The organism is Klebsiella sp. R445 (genome assembly GCF_051131755.1).
Taxonomy (GTDB): domain Bacteria; phylum Pseudomonadota; class Gammaproteobacteria; order Enterobacterales; family Enterobacteriaceae; genus Klebsiella; species Klebsiella lignicola.
This window is the reverse complement of the sequence record NZ_CP180446.1, coordinates 1,648,748-1,669,059: the sequence shown is the minus strand read 5'-3', so window position 1 is coordinate 1,669,059 and position 20,312 is coordinate 1,648,748. Positions and strand designations below refer to the sequence as shown.

17 protein-coding genes and 7 tRNA genes are annotated in these 20,312 nt (G+C 53.5%); 6 read left to right on the top strand and 18 right to left on the bottom strand.

The window, feature by feature from the left end; translation table 11 throughout:
- Positions 1–79: 79 nt before the first annotated feature.
- The 12 genes from ACMYSN_RS07795 to nagB all read right to left on the bottom strand — a co-directional run bounded on the left by ACMYSN_RS07795 (position 80) and on the right by nagB (position 7,144).
- Positions 80–154: transfer RNA gene (locus tag ACMYSN_RS07795), tRNA-Gln, on the bottom strand.
- 34 nt (positions 155–188) lie between these two features.
- A tRNA-Gln gene (locus tag ACMYSN_RS07790) sits at positions 189–263 on the bottom strand.
- Positions 264–308: 45 nt separating this feature from the next.
- Positions 309–385 (bottom strand) — tRNA-Met (locus ACMYSN_RS07785).
- Between the two features lie 21 nt (positions 386–406).
- Positions 407–481, bottom strand: a tRNA-Gln gene (locus ACMYSN_RS07780).
- A gap of 37 nt (positions 482–518) precedes the next feature.
- A tRNA-Gln gene (locus ACMYSN_RS07775) sits at positions 519–593 on the bottom strand.
- A 108-nt stretch (positions 594–701) separates the two neighbouring features.
- Positions 702–786 (bottom strand) — tRNA-Leu (locus tag ACMYSN_RS07770).
- A 9-nt stretch (positions 787–795) separates the two neighbouring features.
- Positions 796–872, bottom strand: a tRNA-Met gene (locus ACMYSN_RS07765).
- A gap of 226 nt (positions 873–1,098) precedes the next feature.
- Positions 1,099–2,763 (bottom strand): asparagine synthase B, encoded by a 1,665-nt coding sequence (gene asnB / locus ACMYSN_RS07760; RefSeq protein ID WP_123755957.1) that lies wholly within the window; start codon positions 2,761–2,763, stop codon positions 1,099–1,101.
- A 279-nt stretch (positions 2,764–3,042) separates the two neighbouring features.
- Positions 3,043–3,795: an HAD-IIA family hydrolase gene (locus ACMYSN_RS07755; protein WP_123755958.1), complete on the bottom strand. Its 753-nt coding sequence runs from the start codon at positions 3,793–3,795 to the stop codon at positions 3,043–3,045.
- A 46-nt stretch (positions 3,796–3,841) separates the two neighbouring features.
- Positions 3,842–5,062, bottom strand: coding sequence for an N-acetylglucosamine repressor (gene nagC, locus ACMYSN_RS07750; protein ID WP_462497593.1), 1,221 nt, complete (start codon positions 5,060–5,062; stop codon positions 3,842–3,844).
- A 7-nt stretch (positions 5,063–5,069) separates the two neighbouring features.
- Positions 5,070–6,218 carry an N-acetylglucosamine-6-phosphate deacetylase gene (gene nagA / locus ACMYSN_RS07745; RefSeq protein ID WP_123755960.1) on the bottom strand — a complete coding sequence of 383 codons (1,149 nt, stop codon included), beginning with the start codon at positions 6,216–6,218 and terminating at the stop codon, positions 5,070–5,072.
- A 125-nt stretch (positions 6,219–6,343) separates the two neighbouring features.
- A complete protein-coding gene (gene nagB, locus ACMYSN_RS07740; protein WP_123755961.1) occupies positions 6,344–7,144 on the bottom strand; it encodes a glucosamine-6-phosphate deaminase in 801 nt (266 codons plus the stop codon).
- 312 nt (positions 7,145–7,456) lie between these two features.
- Here nagB and nagE point away from each other — a divergent pair, with 312 nt between their 5' ends.
- Positions 7,457–9,478 (top strand): N-acetylglucosamine-specific PTS transporter subunit IIBC, encoded by a 2,022-nt coding sequence (gene nagE, locus ACMYSN_RS07735; protein ID WP_462497592.1) that lies wholly within the window; start codon positions 7,457–7,459, stop codon positions 9,476–9,478.
- A 178-nt stretch (positions 9,479–9,656) separates the two neighbouring features.
- Positions 9,657–11,324, top strand: coding sequence for a glutamine--tRNA ligase (glnS, locus tag ACMYSN_RS07730; RefSeq protein ID WP_462497591.1), 1,668 nt, complete (start codon positions 9,657–9,659; stop codon positions 11,322–11,324).
- A gap of 129 nt (positions 11,325–11,453) precedes the next feature.
- Here glnS and ACMYSN_RS07725 read toward each other — a convergent pair whose 3' ends face one another.
- The gene (locus ACMYSN_RS07725) at positions 11,454–12,113 is read right to left on the bottom strand and encodes a DUF1345 domain-containing protein (protein ID WP_462497590.1); all 660 of its coding nucleotides are present in this window, start codon (positions 12,111–12,113) and stop codon (positions 11,454–11,456) included.
- A 477-nt stretch (positions 12,114–12,590) separates the two neighbouring features.
- Here ACMYSN_RS07725 and chiP point away from each other — a divergent pair, with 477 nt between their 5' ends.
- Together chiP and ACMYSN_RS07715 are read left to right on the top strand one after the other, a co-directional pair.
- Complete coding sequence (gene chiP / locus ACMYSN_RS07720; protein WP_462497589.1) at positions 12,591–13,994, top strand: chitoporin ChiP; 1,404 nt, start codon at positions 12,591–12,593, stop codon at positions 13,992–13,994.
- Between the two features lie 47 nt (positions 13,995–14,041).
- Complete coding sequence (locus ACMYSN_RS07715; RefSeq protein WP_123755967.1) at positions 14,042–14,374, top strand: ChiQ/YbfN family lipoprotein; 333 nt, start codon at positions 14,042–14,044, stop codon at positions 14,372–14,374.
- A 73-nt stretch (positions 14,375–14,447) separates the two neighbouring features.
- Here ACMYSN_RS07715 and fur read toward each other — a convergent pair whose 3' ends face one another.
- The 4 genes from fur to ybfF all read right to left on the bottom strand — a co-directional run bounded on the left by fur (position 14,448) and on the right by ybfF (position 17,073).
- Positions 14,448–14,900, bottom strand: a complete 453-nt coding sequence (fur, locus tag ACMYSN_RS07710; protein WP_123755968.1) for a ferric iron uptake transcriptional regulator — start codon at positions 14,898–14,900, stop codon at positions 14,448–14,450.
- 292 nt (positions 14,901–15,192) lie between these two features.
- Positions 15,193–15,723 (bottom strand): flavodoxin, encoded by a 531-nt coding sequence (gene fldA, locus ACMYSN_RS07705; protein WP_462497588.1) that lies wholly within the window; start codon positions 15,721–15,723, stop codon positions 15,193–15,195.
- A gap of 149 nt (positions 15,724–15,872) precedes the next feature.
- Positions 15,873–16,166 carry a LexA regulated protein gene (gene ybfE / locus ACMYSN_RS07700; RefSeq protein WP_174508396.1) on the bottom strand — a complete coding sequence of 98 codons (294 nt, stop codon included), beginning with the start codon at positions 16,164–16,166 and terminating at the stop codon, positions 15,873–15,875.
- A 133-nt stretch (positions 16,167–16,299) separates the two neighbouring features.
- A complete protein-coding gene (gene ybfF / locus ACMYSN_RS07695; protein ID WP_462497587.1) occupies positions 16,300–17,073 on the bottom strand; it encodes an esterase in 774 nt (257 codons plus the stop codon).
- A gap of 183 nt (positions 17,074–17,256) precedes the next feature.
- Here ybfF and seqA point away from each other — a divergent pair, with 183 nt between their 5' ends.
- Together seqA and pgm are read left to right on the top strand one after the other, a co-directional pair.
- Complete coding sequence (gene seqA / locus ACMYSN_RS07690; RefSeq protein ID WP_123755971.1) at positions 17,257–17,805, top strand: replication initiation negative regulator SeqA; 549 nt, start codon at positions 17,257–17,259, stop codon at positions 17,803–17,805.
- A gap of 32 nt (positions 17,806–17,837) precedes the next feature.
- Positions 17,838–19,478, top strand: a complete 1,641-nt coding sequence (gene pgm / locus ACMYSN_RS07685) for a phosphoglucomutase (alpha-D-glucose-1,6-bisphosphate-dependent) (RefSeq protein WP_434585899.1) — start codon at positions 17,838–17,840, stop codon at positions 19,476–19,478.
- Positions 19,479–19,568: 90 nt separating this feature from the next.
- Here pgm and kdpE read toward each other — a convergent pair whose 3' ends face one another.
- Positions 19,569–20,246: a response regulator transcription factor KdpE gene (kdpE, locus tag ACMYSN_RS07680; protein WP_462497586.1), complete on the bottom strand. Its 678-nt coding sequence runs from the start codon at positions 20,244–20,246 to the stop codon at positions 19,569–19,571.
- Positions 20,247–20,312 lie beyond the last annotated feature (66 nt).

Sequence of the window (20,312 nt, the reverse complement as noted above, 5' to 3'; positions counted from 1 at the left end):
GTGCGCCGTCGGGGGCTGGCTAAAATCACCGACCGTAGAAAGCAAAAAAGCCCGCCGAAGCGAGCTTTTTTACGATAAGTGGCTGGGGTACGAGGATTCGAACCTCGGAATGCTGGTATCAGAAACCAGAGCCTTACCGCTTGGCGATACCCCAACGGGTGCGCTCACATGTGAACGACTTTTTAAATTGGCTGGGGTACGAGGATTCGAACCTCGGAATGCTGGTATCAGAAACCAGAGCCTTACCGCTTGGCGATACCCCAACAATTTTTTTAGATTTATCGAACTGAATCAATAAATACTTTATATGGTGGCTACGACGGGATTCGAACCTGTGACCCCATCATTATGAGTGATGTGCTCTAACCAGCTGAGCTACGTAGCCAGATACTATCATATTCTTCGATGGCTGGGGTACCTGGATTCGAACCAGGGAATGCCGGTATCAAAAACCGGTGCCTTACCGCTTGGCGATACCCCAATGACCGTCGCGGTGAACCGCAAATATCGAAGAAATATGGCTGGGGTACCTGGATTCGAACCAGGGAATGCCGGTATCAAAAACCGGTGCCTTACCGCTTGGCGATACCCCAACAGAAAATCTTGTACTGCCAGAAGTGGTATCTACAAACTTATTGCCGGTAGCCTTATGGCTATCTTACAACCAGGAGATACCCCATCCGTGCAACGCTTTGGGTGAATGGTGCGGGAGGCGAGACTTGAACTCGCACACCTTGCGGCGCCAGAACCTAAATCTGGTGCGTCTACCAATTTCGCCACTCCCGCAAAAAAAGATGGTGGCTACGACGGGATTCGAACCTGTGACCCCATCATTATGAGTGATGTGCTCTAACCAGCTGAGCTACGTAGCCATCTTTTTTTCGCGTTACCTTATCGGCGTTGCGGGGCGCATTATGCGTATTGGGCCTGCGAGCGTCAACCCCTTTTTCACGGAAAATCGCCGGAATGTGACTGTTTGGTTAGGTTGCGAACAGCGTGGTGCAATAATCGGCAATTATTAGTTATTTCTCGTTTTTTACGCGAAAAAAAACCATAAAAAAAACGGACCCCTGAGGGTCCGTTGTCGATGCAAAATGCTTATTTATAGGCTGACTGGTGAACGCCGACGGCGCGTCCTGACGGATCGTTCATGGTTTTGAACGCTTCGTCCCATTCAATCGCTTTAGCGGAAGAACAGGCTACGGACGGACCACCCGGTACGCATTCCGCGGCGCTAGGAACCGGGAACAGCTCTTCAAAGATTTCGCGGTACAGGTATGCCTCTTTTGATGACGGCGTGTTGTACGGGAAACGGAAGCTGGCGGTTTCCAGCTGCTGGTCAGTGACCTGTTTTGCCGCAACTTCTTTCAGCGTATCAATCCAGCTGTAGCCTACGCCGTCAGAGAACTGCTCTTTCTGGCGCCAGGCGACGCTGGCCGGCAGGTAGGATTCAAAGCATTCACGCAGAATATGCTTTTCCATTTTGCCGTTGCCGCACATTTTATCCTGCGGGTTGATACGCATCGCCACATCAAGGAACTGTTTGTCCAGGAACGGTACGCGGGCTTCCACACCCCAGGCCGACATCGCTTTGTTGGCACGCGCGCAGTCAAACATATGCAGCGACTGCAGTTTACGCACGGTCTCTTCATGCAGCTCTTTGGCGTTCGGGGCTTTGTGGAAATAGAGGTAGCCACCGAACACTTCATCAGAACCTTCGCCGGACAGCACCATTTTGATGCCCATGGCTTTGATTTTACGCGACATTAAATACATCGGCGTGGAGGCGCGGATGGTGGTCACATCATAGGTCTCGATGTGATAGATAACGTCACGGATGGCATCAAGGCCTTCCTGCACGGTGAAGTGAATTTCGTGGTGCACGGTTCCCAGATGGTTCGCCACTTCCTGTGCGGCTTTCAGATCTGGTGAACCCTGCAGGCCGACGGCGAAGGAGTGCAGCTGCGGCCACCAGGCTTCGCTGCGTTCCTGATCTTCAACCCGGCGTGCGGCAAATTTTTTGGTGATGGCAGAAATCACCGATGAATCCAGACCGCCAGACAGCAGCACGCCGTATGGAACGTCGGACATCAGGTGGCTTTTCACCGACTCTTCCAGCGCCTGGCGCAGTTCGTTTTTATCGGTAACGTTGTCTTTTACCGCGTCATAGTCAAACCAGTCGCGTTGATAGTACTCACGGATTTCACCGTCTTTGCTCCACAGGTAGCTGCCTGCCGGGAACTCTTTAATGGTGCGGCAAACCGGCACCAGCGCTTTCATTTCAGAAGCAACGTAGAAGTTACCGTGTTCATCGTGGCCCATATACAGCGGAATGATACCGATATGGTCGCGGCCAATCAGGTAGGCGTCCTGCTCACTGTCGTACAGGGCGAAGGCGAACATCCCCTGCAGATCGTCGAGGAATGCCGGGCCTTTTTCCTGATACAGCGCGAGGATCACTTCACAGTCGGAGCCGGTCTGGAAGGTGTAGCGGTCGCCGTATTCTGCACGCAGCGCCTGGTGGTTGTAGATTTCACCGTTGACCGCCAGGGCATGAGTTTTTTGTTGGTTGTACAGCGGCTGGGCGCCGGCGTTAACGTCAACGATAGACAGACGCTCATGGACCAGAATCGCTTTGTCACTGGCGTACACACCGGACCAGTCAGGACCGCGGTGGCGCATCAGGCGGGAAAGTTCCAGTGCCTTTTTACGCAGTTCGACCGCGTCAGTTTTAATATCCAGTACGCCGAAAATTGAACACATAACCTTCTCCATTACCCTATCGTGTTGTGATGTTGTGCAGACGTCGTCTTACTGCGATGTCTTAGTGCATGGATAAGAAAATGCCGCAAAGGAGAGAGGGGCGCAAGGGATTTAGGGTCACTAAAAGAAAAAACGCAATGACGATTGTTGAATAGTAAAAAAAGCACATCTTTTGAGCTGGTTTATTGATGAATCCTCAGTAATATGCCTTTTTTATTAGATGGTGATGCTTTTCGGTGGGGTGTAAATGAATAACCACGTCCTGAGACGTGGTTATTTTCAGAAAACATCAATTTCGGCGACGGAGGGATAGATCCACGACGGCCGGAACGGCAGGCTGTCGATATCGTCGAGGGTCGAGACGCCGGAGAGCACCAGGATTGTCTCCAGGCCCGCCTGGAAGCCTGCCAGGATATCGGTCCGTAAGTTATCGCCGACGATGACCGTCTGCTCGGAGTGCGCCTGCATTTTATTCAGCGCAGAGCGGATAATCCACGGGCTGGGTTTGCCCACGTAGAAGGGTTTGCGCCCGGAGATTTTCTCAATACCGGCACAGAGCGCGCCGCAGGCCGGGTAGAAACCGCGCCCGTGGGTATCCGGGTTGGTGGCAATAAAACGCGCGCCGTTAGCGACGAAGAAGGCGGCTTTATGCATCATCTCCCAGTTAAAGGAGCGGGTCTCACCGACGATAACAAAGTCCGGATTAACATCGGTAATGGTGAAGCCGGCTTTATACAGTTCGTGGATCAGCGCGCCTTCTCCGACGACGTAGGCTTTCTTGCCTTCCTGACGGCGCAGGAAATCCGCCGTCGCCATCGCGGAGGTGTAAAAGGCGCTATCCGGTACATCGATCCCGGCGGTCGCGAAGCGGTTGGCCAGATCCTGCCCGGTCTGGGAAGGGTAGTTGGTTAACATCACCAACGGCATCCCTTTATCGAGGATACGTTTGATAAATTCAGCCGCGCCCGGTACGGCCACGTTGTCGTGCATCAGCACGCCGTCAATATCACAGATTACGTTTTGAATGGTCATCGACTGTCCGACATCATTAAAAGAAAGGCGAAACTATATAGCTGCATTAGCTTTCCAGCAAACGCTGGAGCAGAATACCGTTGAGCATGGCGCGTTTCACCAGCGCAAAAGCGCCGATGGCAGAACGGTGATCCAGCGTGGAACGCACCACCGGCAGGTTTTTGCGAAACGCCTTCAACGCCTGGGCATTAATGCAGCCTTCAATGGCAGGTAACAGCACTTTCTCCGCTTCGACAATCTCGCCGGCGATCACCACTTTTTGTGGGTTAAACAGGTTAATCGCAATCGCGATGGTTTTCCCGAGGTGGCGCCCGACGTGTTCGACCACTTCACAAGCCAGCGCATCGCCCTTATTGGCGGCTTTGCAGATGGTTTTGATCGAGCAGTCATCGAGGGTCAGTCGGCTCTGGTAACCCTGTTCGAGCAGGTGATGCACGCGGTGCTCGATGGCAGCATTTGCCGCCACGGTTTCCAGACAGCCGAAATTGCCGCAGTGGCAGCGCTCGCCGAGCGGGTCGACCTGGATATGGCCAATTTCACCAACGTTGCCGTTACGGCCGATAAAAATACGACCGTTGGAGATAATCCCCGCGCCGGTCCCGCGGTGCACACGCACCAGAATTGAGTCTTCGCAGTCCTGGCTTGCACCAAAATAGTGTTCGGCCAGCGCCAGGCTACGGATGTCGTGCCCCACAAAGCAGGTAACTTTAAAACGCTTTTCTAACGCCTCGACCAGCCCCCAGTTCTCCACCGGAATGTGCGGCATGTAGCGGATCACGCCGCTTTCCGGATCAACCAGACCAGGAAGAATCACCGAGATGGCGATAAGCTCGCGGATTTTGCGCTGACAGCGTTCAATAAAGGCAGCAATGATGTTGAGCAGGGCATGTTCCAGGGTTTCCTGGGTGCGCTCCGGCAGCGGGAAGTGTTCTTCTTCCAGCGTCTTACTGCTCAGATCGTACAGGGTCAGGGTGGCGTCATGGCGGCCAAGACGTACCCCGATCGCGTGGAAATTACGGGTTTCCGCAATAATAGAAATGGCGCGGCGGCCTCCGGTGGAGGCCTGCTGATCGACTTCTTTGATCAGTCCGCGTTCAATCAGTTGACGCGTGATTTTGGTCACGCTGGCAGGGGCAAGCTGGCTTTGTTCCGCGATCTGAATGCGCGAGATAGGGCCGTGCTGGTCAATAAGCCGGTACACGGCCGCGCTGTTCAGCTGTTTTACGAGATCAACGTTACCAATTTGAGCATGTCCGCCTGCTGTCATACTTTACTTACTCAGTGACGACCTCGTTACCATTAACGATGGTCTTGATGATTTTATAATCGCGGGTAAAGGCGGTCAGGTTAGCGACCATTCCCGGTGCGATGCTGCCGAGCTGCTGTTCTACGCCAATCGCGCGTGCAGGGTAGAGGGTTGCCATCCGCAACACTTCGTCCAGCGCAATACCGCAATGTTCGACGAGGTTCCGGACACCTTCAATCATGGTCAGTGAAGACCCGCTGAGGGTTCCGTTTTCATCCACGCACAGCCCATTCCGGTAGTATATTGTTTTACCAGCAAAAATGAACTGCTCAATCTCTGCACCCGCCGGGGCGGTGGCATCGGTGACCAGACACAGCTTGTCACCTTTGAGGCGTTTTGCATTTCGCACATTAGCATAATCGACGTGCATCCCGTCGACGATAATACCGCAGTAGACGTCCGGCTCGTCGAAAATCGCGCCCGCCAGGCCCGGTTCACGCCCGGTAATATACGGCATCGCATTATACAGGTGCGTGGCGAAGGTGATGCCAGCGCGGAAGCCTGCTTTTGCCTCTTTCAATGTGGCGTTGGAATGCCCGGCGGACACCACGATCCCGGCCGCAACCAGCTGGCGAATCACTTCGCTACCGACGCGCTCAGGCGCAAGCGTTACTTTGGTAATCACATCGGCGTTTTCACACAGGAAATCAACCAGCGCCGCATCCGGTTTGCGAACATAATCCGGGTTGTGCGTGCCTTTCTTCACCATGTTCAGCCACGGGCCTTCGAGGTGCAGGCCCAGCGCCTGGTTCGGATGTTTTTGCAGGTACTCGCGCATCACGCGCACGCCCTGTTTCATCAGCTCGTCGCTGGAGGTGATCAGCGTCGGCAGATAGCTGGTGCAGCCAGAACGTTCGTTGGCTTTTTGCATGATTTCCAGCGTGTCGACAGTGACCGCATCAGGGCTGTCGTTAAACTGCACGCCGCCGCAGCCATTCAGCTGGACGTCGATAAAACCGGGGGCAAGAATGGCGCCATTGACCGAGCGTTGCTCAATCCCAGACGGTAAATCAGCCAGTGAACAGATACGTTCGATAAGGCCATCAGCGATAACAATCGCATGGTCATCCAAAATTTCATGGCCGGTATAAATCCGGCCTTGGGTTAATGCATACATTACGACCCCCGGTTCACGCACGCTCCTGCCGCTGGCTTCTCCAGACCAGGCCTGGGTAGCGAGAGGGGAGCGGGCGCATCAAAAAAATGAAATGTCCCGCGGACGGGCCGCAGGACCAGACTACCTTACAGCCCTTTGACGTTTTCGGCTTCTAATTCATTGAAGTATTTCAACGTCTTCACTTTCAGCTCCATGGTGGACGGCTCGTCGCAGACCACAACCGCTTTCGGGTGCAGCTGCAGACAGGTGATGGTCCACATATGGTTGACGTTGCCTTCTACCGCCGCCTGCAGCGCCAGCGCTTTCTGATGGCCCAGCACCAGAATCATCACTTCTTCGGCATCCAGCAGAGTACCCACGCCAACGGTCAGGGCGTATTTTGGTACCAGATCAACGTCGCCGTCGAAGAAGCGGGAGTTTGCCACGCGGGTGTCATGGGTCAGGGTTTTAATGCGGGTACGAGAAGCCAGAGAAGAAGCTGGTTCGTTGAACGCGATGTGTCCGTCGTTGCCCACGCCGCCCATAAACAGGTTAATTTTGCCGTAAGAGCGGATTTTTTCTTCATAACGACGGCACTCTGCATCGATATCTGGCGCGTTACCATTCAGAAGGTTAATGTTTTCCGCCGGAATATCAACGTGATCAAAGAAGTTGCGATGCATGAAGCTATGATAGCTTTCCGGATGCTCTTTCGGCAGACCAACGTATTCGTCCATGTTGAAGGTGACAACATGTTTGAAGCTGACCTGGCCTGATTTGTGCATCTCAACCAGCGCTTTGTAAGCGGTCAGAGGGGTGCCACCGGTAGGCAGACCAAGGACAAACGGACGGTCTGCTGTCGGTTTGAACGCATTGATGCGATTAACGATATGGCGAGCGGCCCATTTGCCGACTTGTTCAGCGGTTACCAGGGGGATCAGTCTCATTCTTCACCTCTATAGTTAAATTAGAACCTGGCGGATTGGCGCCAGCATACTATTAAGAGTATTGCAGTCTCTACGCCGACCGGGGTCAATCCGTGTTGATTTTTTGAATGATAAAATAAGTTTTCGAAGTTAGCCAGCCATCGGGAGGGGTTAATACGATATTTGGTGATTATAGTCACAAAAAATACGTAATTAATTTGCGATACGAATTAATTTTCAACACACTTTACCAGTAAGTTAAAAATCTGACCTGGTTACACAATAAAAAAATGGCTTTACACGAGCCTTACGGGGTCTAATAGGGGGAATAAAGTGAGCATTCTAGGCTATTTACAAAAGGTTGGTCGCGCACTGATGGTGCCGGTCGCCACGCTGCCAGCGGCAGCGATCTTAATGGGTGTCGGTTACTGGATTGACCCGGTTAGCTGGGGTGGCGACAACGCTCTAGCGGCGCTGCTGATCAAATCCGGTTCGGCTATCATCGACCACATGTCCGTACTGTTCGCCATTGGTGTGGCTTACGGTATGTCCAAAGATAAAGATGGTGCTGCGGCACTGACCGGTTTTGTGGGCTTCCTTGTGTTGACCACGCTTTGTTCTCCTGCTGCAGTGTCGATGATCCAGAAGATTCCTCTGGATCAAGTCCCGGCGGCTTTCGGTAAAATCGAAAACCAGTTCGTCGGTATCCTTGTCGGTATTATCTCCGCCGAACTGTACAACCGCTTCAGCGGCGTTGAACTGCCGAAAGCGTTGTCGTTCTTCAGCGGCCGCCGTCTGGTGCCAATCCTCACCTCGTTTGTGATGATCGCCGTCGCGTTTATCCTGATGTACATCTGGCCGATCATTTTTGGCGGTCTGGTAAACTTCGGTGAGCACATCCAGAAACTCGGTTCTGCGGGCGCAGGTATCTATGCGTTCTTCAACCGTCTGCTGATCCCGGTTGGTCTGCACCACGCGCTGAACTCCGTATTCTGGTTTGACGTGGCCGGTATCAACGATATTCCTAACTTCCTCGGTGGTGCACAGTCTATCGCGGCGGGTAAAGCGGAAATCGGTATCACCGGTCGTTATCAGGCGGGCTTCTTCCCGATCATGATGTTCGGTCTGCCGGGTGCGGCGCTGGCTATCTATCACTGCGCGCGTCCTGAGAATAAAGCGAAAGTGCTGGGTATTATGATGGCGGGTGCATTTGCTGCCTTCTTTACCGGTATCACCGAACCGCTGGAATTCTCCTTCATGTTCGTGGCGCCGGTGCTGTATTTCATTCACGCCGTGTTGACTGGTCTTTCTGTCTTTATTGCAGCGAGCATGCATTGGATCTCAGGCTTTGGCTTCAGCGCCGGTCTGGTGGATATGATGCTTTGGGTTCGTAACCCGCTGGCAACTCACTGGTACATGCTGATCCCGCAGGGTCTGGTGTTCTTCGTGATTTACTACGTGGTGTTCCGCTTCACCATCACTAAATTCAACCTGATGACCCCAGGTCGTGAACTGGCGGTTGCCGGCAGCGAAGCAGATGGTCAGGATGTGAATGTGAGCGGTGATAAAGAGCAGGATGTTGCAGGTCTGGCGCGTCAGTACATTGCCGCCGTCGGCGGTTCTGACAACCTGACCGGTATCGACGCCTGTATCACCCGTCTGCGTCTGAACGTTAAAGACTCCGCATTAGTGAATGAAGCACTGGCGAAAAAACTGGGGGCTTCTGGCGTGATTCGCCTGAACAAAACCAGCGTCCAGATCATCGTTGGCTTCGTCGCCGAAAAAATTGCTAACGCCATGAAGACCACCGGTCCGGTTGCCGCAGCAGCGGCCACGGCAAGCGCACCCGCAGCGACGGCTGCCGCAAAACCGCAGGCCGTAGCGAATGCCAAAACCATTGAGGCGCTGGTATCGCCAATTACCGGTGATATCGTGGCGCTGGAGCAGGTACCTGATGAAGCCTTCGCCAGCAAAGCTGTCGGCGACGGTGTGGCGGTGAAACCGACGGATAAAACCGTGGTCGCGCCAGCGGCAGGGACAGTGGTTAAGATCTTCAATACCAACCACGCGTTCTGTCTGGAAACCGAAAACGGCGCGGAAATTGTTGTCCATATGGGCATCGATACCGTCGCCCTGGAAGGCAAGGGCTTCAAACGCCTGGTAGAAGAGGGTGCGGAAGTCAAAGCCGGCCAGCCAATTCTGGAAATGGATCTCGACTTCCTGAATGCCAATGCACGCTCAATGATCAGCCCGGTAGTCTGCAGCAACAGCGACGATTACAGCGCGCTGGTGATTCTGGCGACCGGTAAGGTTATCGCTGGCCAGACGCCACTGTATGAGATTAAAGGCAAGTAAGGCTCCTGAGTAGAGTTTATGCCTGAGCGGCGGGGGGAAACCTCCGCCGCTTTTTTTTACAGCAAATGACCCCATAATCATCTTCAGACAGCGATTTTGCGTAACTAATAGTTGTCACTACGTCCTGCTTGTAAGATCATGTGCCGTTATACGTTGTTTACGCTTTGAGGAACCCACGATGAGTGAGGCAGAAGCCCGCCCGACTAACTTTATTCGTCAGATCATTGATGAAGATCTGGCTACTGGTAAGCACACCACCGTTCACACGCGTTTCCCACCGGAACCGAACGGTTATCTGCACATTGGCCATGCAAAATCTATTTGCCTGAACTTCGGTATTGCTCAGGATTATCAAGGCCAATGCAATCTGCGTTTCGATGACACCAACCCGGTGAAAGAAGATATCGAATACGTTGAGTCGATTAAAAACGACGTGCAGTGGTTAGGTTTCCACTGGTCCGGGGAAGTTTGCTACTCGTCTGATTATTTTGATCAACTGCACCAGTATGCCGTTGAGCTGATTAACAAAGGCCTGGCCTACGTTGACGAACTGTCGGCGGATGAAATTCGCGAATACCGCGGTTCGCTGAAAGCACCGGGAAAAAACAGCCCGTATCGCGATCGCAGTGTGGAAGAGAACCTGGCGCTGTTTGAAAAAATGCGTGCCGGTGGTTTTGAAGAGGGCAAAGCCTGCCTGCGTGCGAAAATCGATATGGCATCGCCGTTTATCGTGATGCGCGATCCGGTGCTGTACCGGATTAAATTCGCCGATCACCACCAGACCGGCAGCAAGTGGTGCATCTACCCGATGTACGACTTTACGCACTGCATCAGCGATGCGCTGGAAGGCATTACCCATTCGCTGTGTACTCTGGAGTTCCAGGACAACCGTCGCCTGTATGACTGGGTGCTGGACAACATCAGCATCCCGGTTCACCCGCGTCAGTATGAATTCTCGCGCCTGAATCTCGAATACACCGTGATGTCCAAGCGTAAGCTGAACCAGCTGGTGACCGAGAAACATGTTGAAGGCTGGGACGACCCGCGTATGCCGACTATTTCCGGTCTGCGTCGTCGTGGCTATACCGCCGAGTCCATCCGCGAGTTCTGCAAGCGCATTGGCGTGACCAAGCAAGACAACACCATTGAGATGGCGTCGCTGGAATCCTGCATCCGTGAAGATCTCAACGAAAACGCCCCGCGTGCGATGGCGGTGATCGATCCGGTTAAACTGGTTATCGAAAACTACCCGCAGGGCGACAGCGAAATGGTGACGATGCCGAATCATCCGAACAAACCGGAGATGGGCAGCCGTGACGTTCCGTTCAGCGCTGAGATCTGGATTGACCGCGCCGACTTCCGTGAAGAAGCCAACAAGCAGTACAAGCGTCTGGTGCTGGGCAAAGAAGTGCGCCTGCGCAATGCCTACGTGATCAAAGCCGAACGCGTAGAGAAGGATGACGAAGGGACTATCACCACCATCTTCTGTACCTACGACGCCGATACGCTGAGCAAAGATCCTGCCGATGGCCGTAAGGTGAAAGGCGTGATCCACTGGGTCAGCGCAGCACACGCGCTGCCGGTTGAAATCCGTCTCTACGATCGTCTGTTCAGCGTGCCGAACCCAGGCGCAGAAGACGATTTCCTGACGGTTATGAACCCGAAATCGCTGGTGATTAAGCACGGCTTCGCGGAGCCGAGCCTGGCGGAAGCACAGGCCAGCAAAGCCTATCAGTTCGAGCGTGAAGGTTATTTCTGCCTCGATAGCCGTTATGCTACCGCGACCCATCTGGTGTTTAACCGCACCGTGGGCCTACGTGATACCTGGGCAAAAATCGGCGCATAAATCCGCGTCGCATATCGCCATCAAAAACGCCGCGCTAAGCGGCGTTTTTTTATCTCACCTGTCACGACCTCTTTGCTGACAATAGCCGCTCAGGCATTGCCTGGCGCATCCTGCCGGCCATTTCCGTCGCTAACTTAATAATCCGGCCCCGACATTTACCGATAGACCAAGAATAATGAGATTAAAGATGAATGAGATAACCGACTGGAGCAGGGTTATTTTACGCATGTCGGTGGTCCCCGTAGCCACATCTGCGGTTTGCGAGGCGACGGCGATAGTGAAGGAGTAGTAGAGAAAATCCCAATAACCCGGCGCGTCGGGCTTTTCTGCAAAAATCATCGGGGTGACCTCATCGCTGAGGGTCAGGTAATACCGGTGCGCGTAATGCATGGCGAAAGAGCTGGGTAATAAGGTCCAGGAGGCAATCAGGGTGGTTGCCGTCAGCACCAGGTGCAGTACCCGGGTGCCACCGGTCAGCGCTTTCAGGGTGGAAAGCTCGCTGAGGATGGTAATGATGCTGGCCGAACAGGCGAGTATCATCAGGGTTAATACCAGGGTCGCGCTCTGGTCCTGTCGTCTGGCGATACGCGGTATGTCGCTGACTTTGGTTGACAGCATTCGCAACCACATAAACAGCAAATACAGCCACGCCAGCACGTTCCAGCTAATCAATGCGCGCTGAATCGTCCCCAATCCTCGCGGCAGTAAGAAATAGCTTATTAGCGCCGCGCAAACCGCCAGCAGCAGCCAGAATCGCCCCTGAAAATAGGTCGTTAACTCAAAACGCATGGTGTGAATAACTTTTATAAGACAGTGATGAGATTAACTGTAGAGCATTGAATTTCGAAGGGAGGTGGGGACGGCAAATATTCCCGCTGAAGCGACGCTCAAGAAAGCGGGTTCGGTTATTTTCGTGATGCGAATTAATCTTGTTTGCAACTGGTTGAATTTCGCGCCTGGTCTATCGGCGATTATGGCGTGAAAAACCATTGTAAGCGCTTTCATTTTCTATTTTATCCTGATTTTGCAATTACTTAAGCGACAAAAGTATGACGCCTAATATTGTAACAAAAAGAAATGGAATATGTGCGCTTTGTCATAATCTTAAGCTTTGGTCGGCGAAAGAGATTGATAATTCGCGTCACGAAAAATAGTCTATCAATAGTGGTCAGGCGGATTTTTACCGCTCCACTTTTTAGCAGTCTTATTTATTTTTTCGCGGTTTGCCCTTGGCACCGCTTTTAAAACGTCAAAGAGGATATGCACATGCGTACGTTTAGTGGCAAACGTAGTACGCTGGCGTTGGCTATTGCCGCCGTCACCGCGATGTCGAGCTGGATCGTTGTCCCGCAGGCCAGCGCAGCAGGATTTATTGATGATTCCACATTAACCGGCGGTATCTATTACTGGCAGCGTGAGCGTGACCGTAAAGATGTGACCGACGGCGATCAGTACAAAACCAACCTTTCTCACTCCACCTGGAACGCCAACCTCGACTTCCAGTCCGGTTATGCTGCCGATATGTTCGGTCTTGACGTGGCGGCCTTTACCGCCATCGAAATGGCGGAAAGCAGCGAGAGCGGACACCCGAACGAAATTGCCTTCTCTTCACGAAATAAAGCGTATGACGAAGATTACTCTGGCGATAAGAGCGGGATCAGCCTGTATAAGGCTGCGGCGAAATTTAAATATGGCCCGGTATGGGCGCGTGCCGGTTATATCCAGCCAACCGGGCAAACGCTGCTGGCTCCGCACTGGAGCTTTATGCCGGGTACTTACCAGGGGGCTGAAGCCGGGGCCAATTTTGATTACGGCGACGCCGGTGCGCTGAGTTTCTCCTACATGTGGACGAACGAATACAAAGCGCCATGGCACATCGAAATGGATGAGTTCTATCAGAACGACAAGAAAACCAAAGTCGATTATCTGCACTCGCTGGGCGCCAAATACGATTTTAAAAATGACCTCGTGCTGGAAGCGGCGTTTGGTCAGGCTGAAGGTTATATCGACCAGTATTTTGCCAAAGCCAGCTACAAATTTGATATTGCCGGTACGCCGTTAAACACCAGCTACCAGTTCTACGGTACGCGTGACAAAGTCAGCAACGGCGGCAGCAACGATATTTACGACGGTACCGCCTGGCTGCAGGCATTGACCTTCGGTTACAAGGTCGCTGATGTGCTCGACCTGCGTCTGGAAGGGACCTGGGTGAAAGCCGATGGCCAGCAGGGTTACTTCCTGCAGCGTATGACCCCGACCTATGCGTCGTCCAACGGTCGTCTTGATGTGTGGTGGGATAACCGCTCTGACTTCAACGCCAACGGCGAAAAAGCGGTGTTCTTCGGCGCGATGTATGACATGAAAAACTGGAACATGCCGGGCTGGGCGTTTGGTGCATCATACGTTTACGCCTGGGATGCTAAGCCGGGAAGAATGTCTACGCCGGACGCTTACTACAACGCGGATACTCGTCTGAAAGAGTCGGCCTACAGCCTGGATGCCATGTACACCGTCCAGGACGGGCGCGCCAAAGGCACGTTGTTCAAACTGCACTTCACGCAATACGACAACCACTCCGATATCCCGAGCTGGAGCGGTGGTTATGGCAACATCTTCCAGGATGAGCGTGACGTGAAATTCATGGTTATTGCCCCGTTCACTATTTTCTGATGCCGTCGCGGCAGGCCTGAACCTGCCGCAACTCTGAGAGGTTAATGATGAAAAAACTGTTGCTCATCGCGATAATGGCATCAGGGTTGGTAGCCTGTACGCAGTCTCCCGCGCCGAAAGAAGATGCAAAACTGAAAGATGCCTACAGCGCCTGCATTAATACCGCGGAAGGCAACCCGGACAAGGTCCAGGCCTGCCAGAGCGTGCTGGATGTGCTGAAAGAAGATAAGCAGCATCAGCAGTTCGCAAATCAGGAAAGCGTGCGTGTCCTCGATTACCAGCAGTGTATTCTGGCGACCCGCACCGGCAACGATCAGGCCGTGAAAGCGCGTTGCGACCAGATCTGGAAAGAGATCCGCAGCAACAATACCAAGCCCTGATAGCCTTCTGCCATCAGCGCATAAAAAAAGCCAACCGTCAGGTTGGCTTTTTGCTGTTTGCGCGGCGGGAAACTTATTTTTCCACCGCGTCGTGTGCATGCTCATCTTCGCGGCAGTCGCCTTCTGCACAGTGGCCGTACAGGTACAGGCTGTGGTTGGTCAGACGAATGCCGTGACGGGTAGCGATTTCACGCTGGCGCGCTTCAATAGAGTCATCACTGAACTCGATCACTTTGCCACAATCGAGGCAAATAAGGTGATCGTGATGATGCTGCTGCGTCAGTTCGAAAACAGATTTACCGCCTTCGAAATTATGGCGGGTAACAATGCCAGCATCATCAAACTGGTTCAGTACGCGGTATACGGTAGCCAGACCAATTTCTTCACCCATGTCGATCAGGCGTTTGTATAAATCTTCCGCACTGACGTGATGGTTATCCGGTTCCTGTAAAACTTCCAGGATTTTTAATCGTGGAAGTGTGACTTTCAGGCCAGCCTTCTTTAATGCGGTATTGTTGTCAGTCATGCGGAATCTGTCCTGTTGCTAATCGATCTACTTCCATCAGCGGAAGTAATACAGAGAATCACCCGATGTAATGCGTCTCATTATAGAACTGCCATGTTGAAATGAAAACCGCAAGCATCGTGCCTTGTATGCTGTTAAAAACGAGGTGCCAGTTACAAACTGCGTCACCTGACCTCATCGAATCAGAGGACATTGTACAGATATGTGGTTAAAAGTTAAAAACTTGTAGCTATTAGTTTTATTGCTTTTACCTATCAAAGCGGCGAAACCATAAGGTAACGCCGTTTTATCATTATGCGTTTTTGATTTCTTCGAGGTGCAGCTCTTCAGAAATCTGCTTCACCCACTGAGAGACACGTTCGTTGGTCAATTCAGGCTGGCGATCTTCATCGATAGCCAGACCGACGAAGTGGTCGTCATCCGCCAGGCCTTTAGAGGCTTCAAAATGGTAGCCCGCCGTCGGCCAGTGACCCACGATAGTGGCGCCGCGCGGCTCGATAATGTCGCGAATGGTGCCTAATGCATCACAGAAATATTCTGCATAGTCTTCCTGGTCGCCGCAGCCAAACAGTGCAGCCAGTTTACCGTTGAAGTCGACCTCTTCCAGCGTCGGGAAGAAATCGTCCCAGTCGCACTGCGCTTCACCGTAGTACCAGGTAGGAATGCCGAGCAGCAGAATGTCGTAGGCTTCCAGATCTTCTTTGCTGCTCTTGGCAATGTCGTGAACATCAGCAACATCTTTACCAAGCTGCTTCTGAATCATTTTTGCAATATTCTCGGTGTTGCCCGTGTCGCTGCCAAAAAAGATGCCGATGATTGCCATGAGTAAAATAACCTCTTGAAACTTAATAATGTGGTAGTGGCGTAATGCCCGCAGATAACGGCAATCATAGCAGAACAGGCGCGGGCGCGGAAACAGCAATCACGCCCGACTGCACACTCTGCTACATGAAAGCGTTTTTTTGAGGATTTTCAGGCTTTATCCTGGCGATGCAGGGCAGCCAACTGAGTCATGAGTATCTCTTCGATCAAATCGCTGCGGTTCATATTGCGTGCTTCCGCCAGCTCATTGAGTGCGTCTACTGCCTCCGCGTTGAGTTTTAGCTCAACACGCTTCAGCCCGCGAACTTTATCGCGTTTGAGCTGATTACGTTTGTTGATGCGCAGTTGTTCATCGCGCGCAAGCGGATTGGTCTTTGGTCTTCCCGGGCGCCGCTCGGTTGCGAACAAATCTAATGTCGTACGGTCCGTTTGTTCTTTTGCCATGATTCTGAGTGACTTCGGGGAAACAGGTTGTCGGGCTATAGCCGACACAGATAGCGCGCCATAATACATCAGGCGAACCGCTGCGCCAACGACCGCGGGCATTCTGCTGCGCGGTCGGGCAGTTTTTAGCCAGTTAGGCCTGTCGTGTGCTCAGATAGCGGCGAATTGCGCGCAAAACGGCCTCCGGTTTCTCGGCATGGACCCAGTGGCCGGCCCCGGCAATCACATGCGCCCGCGCCTGCGGGAACTGGGCGAGCAGGGTGTTACGATAGGCATCGGTGACGTAAGGTGAATTCCCGCCAGGGATAAACAGCGCCGGATGCGGCCACGCCGGAATAGGTTCCCAGCCCACAATATGCGGGTACTGGTCCCATAGCACCGGCACATTAAAGCGCCACTGGCCATCGACGAAGGATTTCAGCAGGAACTGAATCACCCCTTCTTCCTGCAGATGTTCGCGCATCACGGCGGCTGCCTGCTGGCGAGAGGTCGCGGCGGCTTCGGTGACGGCGTTAATAGCGGCAAAAATTTCGTCGTGGCGACGCACGTGATAATCCACAGGGGCAATATCGATAGCGACCAGGCCATCAATGCGATCGGCGGCCACGGCGCTGAGCGCCATCACCGCTTTACCGCCCATCGAATGACCGATAAACGTGGCTTTCTCAATCTGTCGATCGTCCAGCGTATCGATCAGATCCTGCGCCATCGCCGCATAGCTCATCTCTGGTGAACGAGGGGAGAGCCCATGATTTCGCATATCAACCTGCACAACATCGTGGTCGCTGACCAGATCGCGAGCGAGGATCCCGAGGTTGTCGAGACTGCCGAACAGGCCGTGGACGAGGATGACAGGAGAATTATTGTGCGGATTTTGTGCAGATTGCGCGCGGCTATTTAATTTCATGGCAAAGTTCTTTTTTTCGCTTCGTCGGGTTAGGGTATTATGTTGGACATTCTGCCATCCGGCTGCAAGACCCAGAGCTATCTGAGTTTTACCGCCATCCTGGTTTGACGCTATTCGCGGTCAGGATTTGTCCTTATAATCCTGACAACTTGTATTCAGAATAAGATATCGCACTGGATTAAGATGAAAACAATTGAAGTTGATGATGATCTCTATCGCTATATTGCCAGCCACACCCAGCATATTGGTGAGAGTGCATCCGACATTTTACGGCGCATGCTGAAATTTTCCGCCGCTTCCCAGACTACCGCACCGATCGCGAAAGCGGCTCCGGCACCGTCAGCGACTCCTGTCGTTGAGGTTAAACCCGCGAACCCGGCGAAAGATAAAGTCCGTGCCATGCGCGAACTGCTGTTATCAGATGAGTACGCCGAACAAAAACGTGCGGTTAACCGTTTTATGTTGATCCTGACGACGCTCTATTCTCTGGACAATAAAGCGTTTTCCGAGGCGACCGAGTCTCTGCACGGACGTACCCGCGTCTACTTTGCAGAAGATTCGCGGATCCTGCTGAAAAGCGGCAACCAGACCAAGCCGAAACAGGTTCCGGGTACGCCGTGGTGGGTCATCACCAATACCAATACCGGCCGCAAGTGCAGCATGATTGAACACATCATGCAGTCGATGCAGTTCCCTGCGGAATTAATTGAGAAAGTCTGCGGCACGATCTAGTTTTATTCACCTTGCATCAGAAGGATCAGGCAATGGCAATCGATAAGCGTGCGGGGCAACCTGCACAACAGAGTGATTTGATTAACGTCGCTCAGTTGACCGCGCAGTACTATGTACTGAAGCCGGAAGTGGGCAATGCGGAGCATGCCGTGAAGTTCGGGACCTCAGGCCATCGCGGCAGTGCGGCTCGCCATAACTTCAATGAGCAGCACATTCTGGCGATCGCTCAGGCGATTGCTGAAGATCGCGCGAAGAACGGTATCACCGGTCCATGCTACGTTGGTAAAGACACCCACGCGCTCTCTGAGCCTGCTTTCATTTCCGTACTGGAAGTGCTGGCGGCGAACGGTGTTGATGTTATCGTGCAGGAAAACAACGGTTTCACCCCGACACCGGCCATTTCCAACGCTATTCTGGTGCACAATAAAAAAGGTGGCCCGCTGGCGGATGGCATCGTGATTACGCCGTCCCACAACCCGCCGGAAGATGGTGGTATCAAATACAATCCGCCAAACGGCGGCCCGGCTGATACCAACGTCACCAAAGTGGTTGAGAACCGTGCCAACGAACTGCTGGCCGCTGGCCTGCAGGGCGTCAAACGCATCTCTCTCGACGCGGCGCTGGCATCTGGTCATGTGAAAGAGCAGGACCTGGTGCAGCCGTTTATCGAAGGGCTGGCGGATATCGTCGATATGGCGGCAATCCAGAAAGCTGGCCTGAAGCTCGGCGTCGACCCTCTCGGTGGTTCCGGTATCGAATACTGGAAACGCATCGCAGAATTCTACAAGCTTGATCTGACCATCGTTAACGATCATGTCGATCAAACCTTCCGCTTTATGCACCTCGATAAAGACGGCGCGATCCGCATGGACTGCTCCTCTGAGTGTGCAATGGCGGGCCTGCTGGCACTGCGCGATAAGTTCGATCTGGCCTTTGCCAACGATCCGGATTATGACCGCCACGGTATCGTGACGCCGGCTGGTCTGATGAACCCGAACCACTATCTGGCGGTGGCGATTAACTACCTGTTCCAGCACCGTCCGCAGTGGGGACAGGATGTGGCCGTCGGTAAAACACTGGTCTCTTCCGCGATGATCGACCGGGTGGTAAACGACCTGGGCCGCAAGCTGGTGGAAGTGCCGGTTGGCTTCAAATGGTTTGTTGACGGTCTGTTCGACGGCAGCTTCGGCTTCGGCGGCGAAGAGAGCGCCGGTGCATCGTTCCTGCGCTTTGATGGTACGCCGTGGTCGACCGACAAAGACGGGATTATCATGTGCCTGCTGGCCGCTGAAATCACCGCGGTCACCGGTAAAAACCCGCAGCAGCACTATGACGAACTGGCTGCCCGCTTCGGCGCGCCGAGCTACAACCGTCTGCAGGCATCGGCAACTTCCGCACAGAAAGCGGCGCTGTCGAAACTGTCTCCGGAAATGGTCAGCGCCAGCCAGCTGGCAGGTGATCCGATCACCGCCCGCCTGACTGCGGCACCGGGCAACGGCGCCTCGATTGGCGGTCTGAAAGTGATGACCGACAACGGCTGGTTTGCCGCGCGTCCGTCAGGCACCGAAGATGCCTATAAGATTTACTGCGAGAGCTTCCTTGGCGAAGCCCACCGCAAGCAGATCGAGAAAGAAGCGGTTGAGATCGTCAGCGAAGTGCTGAAAAACGCCTGAGTCAGGTGACAATCTGGCGCATGGGTTAAGCGGCAGATCGTGATAAAAGGGTTCCATGATATTCATGGAGCCCTTTTTTGTTGCGCCGGGTTATGGCATAAAGCGATAACCAATGCCGGTTTCGGTCAGCAGATGCTGCGGACGCGCCGGATCGACCTCCAGCTTTTGCCGCAGATGCCCCATATAAATGCGTAAATAGTGGCTGTGCTCCACCGCATTCGGTCCCCACACCTGATTGAGCAGGTGGCGTTGGGTGAGCACTTTACCGGGATTACTCAGCAGGGCGCTCAGCAGCCGAAACTCAATGGGGGTCAGGTGGATCTCTTCTTCGCCGCGAACAATTCGACGAGCCGGAATATCGACCTGGATATCCGCGAAACGCACTACCGGCTCATCCGCCTGTGTCCCGGCGTGGCGGCGCAAAGCCACCCGCAACCGGGCCTGCAGCTCACCGATACCAAAAGGTTTACTGAGATAGTCATCGGCTCCGGCGTCCAGCGCCGCGATTTTATCGTGCTCCTCGGTGCGGGCCGACAGCACCAAAATCGGCATCTGGCTCCACTGACGCACCTCACGGATAAATTCATTGCCGTCGCCATCGGGCAGACCAAGGTCAAGGATCGTTAAATCAGGTTTGCGGGTGGCGGCTTCAATCAGGCCCCGTTGCAGGGTATCGGCTTCAAATACGCGCATGCCGTCGGCTTCCAGCGCGGTGCGCAGAAAGCGACGGATGGCATGTTCATCTTCGATAATGAGTACGTTAATCACCAGTTCTTCCCGTTCAGACAGATAAGCGATGCTGCGCCTGAAACGCCCAGGATAAACACGGACTCG